4 protein-coding genes are annotated in these 3,254 nt (G+C 65.8%); 1 reads left to right on the forward strand and 3 read right to left on the reverse strand.

Annotation, left to right across the window (positions count from 1 at the left end; all coding sequences use genetic code 11):
- On the reverse strand, nucleotides 1-1,121 hold a 1,121-nt coding region (locus tag ACIQ42_RS17415), incomplete at its 3' end, for an ABC transporter ATP-binding protein (protein ID WP_397423493.1).
- A complete protein-coding gene (locus ACIQ42_RS17420) occupies nucleotides 1,094-2,212 on the reverse strand; it encodes a polyamine ABC transporter substrate-binding protein (RefSeq protein WP_397423494.1) in 1,119 nt (372 codons plus the stop codon). The genes ACIQ42_RS17415 and ACIQ42_RS17420, both read right to left, overlap by 28 nt.
- Nucleotides 2,213-2,357: 145 nt before the next feature.
- Between ACIQ42_RS17420 and ACIQ42_RS17425 the strand changes: the two genes are divergently transcribed.
- Nucleotides 2,358-2,963, forward strand: coding sequence for a hypothetical protein (locus tag ACIQ42_RS17425; protein ID WP_397423495.1), 606 nt, complete (start codon nucleotides 2,358-2,360; stop codon nucleotides 2,961-2,963).
- Nucleotides 2,964-2,985: 22 nt separating this feature from the next.
- On the opposite strand, the gene ACIQ42_RS17430 is transcribed toward ACIQ42_RS17425, so the two are convergent.
- Nucleotides 2,986-3,254: hypothetical protein (locus tag ACIQ42_RS17430; RefSeq protein ID WP_397423496.1), on the reverse strand; the 269-nt coding region annotated here is incomplete at its 5' end.

Below are 3,254 nucleotides of genomic sequence, written 5' to 3' on the forward strand. Positions count from 1 at the left end.
AGCCAGACGGGGTCATCACAGCCCAGCGGACGATCTACCGAACGGGTGGCGTTGGCGCGGGCGGCCCGCAGCGTGCGGCCGGTCTCGACCTCCACCAGATAGGTGGTCCAGTCGCCCAGATAGCCATAGTCGACGATCTTGCCGGCCAGGCAGTTTTCGCCAGGCGGCGGGGGCTCTGCATGCACGGCGATCTTCTCGGGCCGCACCGCCAGCCAGGCGGTCTGCCCCGGGGTCGCGACCCCTTCGGCCACGAAGGATCCTTCGGCCGAGACGATGCGAACGCCCGCCGGATCGATCTCGGCCCGGCCCTCGAACAGGTTCACGTCGCCGACAAAGCCGGCCACATAGCGATCCGCCGGTGTTTCGTAGATTTCGGCGGGCCGGCCGATCTGGACGATCTCGCCGGCGCGCATGATGGCGATGCGGTCCGCCACGACCATGGCCTCATCCTGGTCGTGGGTGACGATCATGAAGGTCATCCCCAGGCTCTGCTGGACCGCCATCAACTCAAACTGGGTCTCCTCGCGCAACTTGCGGTCGAGCGCGGCCATCGGCTCGTCGAGCAACAGGATGCGCGGCCGGGGTGCGAGCGCGCGAGCCAGCGCGACCCGCTGGCGTTGACCGCCGGAAAGCTGGTCCGGACGGCGTCCGCCCAGGCCCTCCAGCTTCATCAGCGACAGCATTTCCTCAACGCGCGGCCCGATCTCTGCCCTGGACACGCCCTGGCGTTTCAGACCGAAGGCGATGTTTCCGGCGACACTCAGGTGCGGGAACAGGGCGTAGGCCTGGAACATCATATGGATCGGCCGCTGATGCGGAGGACTTCCGCTGATGTCTCGCCCTTCCAGCAGGATCCTTCCGGCATCCGGGCTCTCGAACCCGGCCAGCAGGCGCATCAATGTGGTCTTGCCACAGCCGGACGGGCCCAGAAGCGCGAAGAACTCGCCTTCATATATCGAGAGGTCGACGCTGCGGACCGCTGCGGTATCGCCGAACGCGCGCGATACGCCCTCGAACCTCACCAGCGGCTTCGCAGCCGGATCTTCCCAGGGCGCGAAGCTGGAGCGGATTCCGCCGATTTGAGCCCGGCCGTTCAACGCCCCGTCAGGACCTTCGTCCACTGCCGGTTGACGTCACGCAGAAGCGCCTGGTCCTTGGTGGTGGTCACGAAAAGACGGGTCGCCAGTTCGGGAGTGGGATAGACGTTGGGGTCGTTGCGGATCGCCGCCTCGACCATCGGCGTCGCTGCCGCGTTGGCATTGGCGTAGCGGGTGAAGTTGGACGCGCGCGCGATGATTTCCGGGCGCAGCATGAAGGCGATGAACTTGTGCGCCGCCGCCGGGTTGGGGGCGTCCTTGGGGATGGCGAAGACGTCGAACCAGACCTGGCTGCCTTCCTTCGGAACCGCGTAGGCGATCTTGACGCCGGTCTTGGCCTCTTCCGCGCGCGCCTTTGCCTGCAGGATGTCGCCGGAGTAGCCGACGGCAACGCAGATGTCTCCGTTGGCCAGGGCCTCGATGTACTCCGAGGAGTGGAACTTGCGCACGAAGGGGCGCGCCTTCAGCAGCAGCGCGGTCGCAGCCTCATAGTCGGCCGGGACCTTTGAGTTGGAGTCCTTGCCCAGGTAGTTGAGCGTCACCGCATACATGTCTTCCGAAGCGTCGAGAAAATAGACGCCGCAGTCCTTGAGTTTGGCCAGGTTGGCCGGGTCGAAGACCACCGCCCAGCTGTCGATTTTCACGCCCGGCAGGCGCTTGGCGACGGCGGCCTCATTGTAGCCGATCCCGATGGTGCCCTGCATGTAGGGCACGGCGTAGGCGCCGCCCGGATCGAAGGCCGCCATGTGGGCCACGGTGTCGGGCGACAGATTGGCCAGACCGGGCAACTGGGCCTTGTCCAGCGGCAGCACGGCCTTTGCAGTGATGTAGCGTGGCAGGTTGTGGTTGGAGGGGACCACCACGTCGTAGCCGGTGTCGCCCTGGAGCACCTTGGTCTCCAGCACCTCATTCGAATCAAAGGTGTCGTAGGTGACCTTGATCCCGGTTTCCTTGGTGAACTCCGCCAGCAGCGCCGGGTCGATATAGTCGGACCAGTTGTAGATCCTGAGCACACCGCCAGCCGCAGCTGTCGGCGCGGCCCCGTCGGGTTTGGGTGTGCATGCGGCCAGCGCCAGCGCTGCCAGAAGCCCAATCCCCCTGCTCCACCTGTTCATTCCCAAAGCCCCCACGGTTCGATTAGCCGTTATAGGTCCCTGACCCCCAAGGTTAAGTGTGAAATGCAGATTGGTGGCCGTGAATCGATGGGATAGGACGGGTTCCAACGGTTCCGCGCCAGAGGGCGCCAGGGGAAGGTAACTTATGATCAGACTGACAACACTGGCTGTGGCCTTCACGCTTGCGGCAGGCGTCGCCCAGGCCCAGGCGCCCGCGGCTCCGAACGTGGTGCGCGGTGTGGTGACTGCGCTGGACGCGAGCTCCATATCGGTGAAGCCGGCCAAGGGCCCCGTCCAGAAGGTGGGCCTGACGCCCAACTGGAGCGTCGCGATGCTGAAGCCCGTCGAGATGGATGCCATCAAGCCTGGCAGCTTCATCGGCACGGCCGAGGTGCCCGGCAAGGACGGCAAGGGCCGATCGCTTGAGGTCCACGTCTTCCCGCCCGGCGTGAAGATGGGCGAGGGCCACTACGGTTGGGACCTGAAGAAGGGTTCGATGATGACCAACGGCACCGTCGGCACGGTGGTGGCCGGCAAGAGGGGCAGCCGTCAGATGGAGGTGTCCTATTCCTATGGCAAGCGCACGATCACCGTTCCCGCCAATGTTCCGATCGTGCAGATCGTCGGTGGGACCCGCGCCCAGGTGAAGCCGGGCATCCCGGTGTTCATGGTGGTGCAGAAAGCCGCCAGCGGCCAGCTTATGGCCGGTTCGATCTCGATCGGGGAAAACGGCGCCAAGCCGCCGATGTAGGCACAGCCTGGCGCCGCGGGTCCTATTTCGCCGGCGGCGCCGCAGCGCCTGGCAGCATGGCGACGACCGTGTTGGTCTTGGAGATGTACTTCACGCCCTTGACGCGCCCGTCCGTAAACTTGGACCAGTCGCCCTTGACCTCGATCGAGGTCGGGGTCGCCGCGCCCGGCGTCGTGGGCTTCTGGGCGACGACGTCGACCTCATAGATCCCGTCCGGCGCCTTGCCGGCGTAGACCCTGGGCAGGAACCCCGCCTGTGTCCAGCCGGCGCCGGCTGTCATGCCCGTCGCTT

The organism is Phenylobacterium sp. (genome assembly GCF_044372605.1).
GTDB lineage: Bacteria > Pseudomonadota > Alphaproteobacteria > Caulobacterales > Caulobacteraceae > Phenylobacterium.

What these genes read in the sequence shown, in the direction of transcription:
- ACIQ42_RS17420 (WP_397423494.1), bottom strand. Translation starts at nt 2,212, where the DNA reads ATGAACAGGTGGAGCAGGGGGATTGGGCTTCTGGCAGCGCTGGCGCTG.
- ACIQ42_RS17425 (WP_397423495.1), top strand. Translation starts at nt 2,358, where the DNA reads ATGATCAGACTGACAACACTGGCTGTGGCCTTCACGCTTGCGGCAGGC.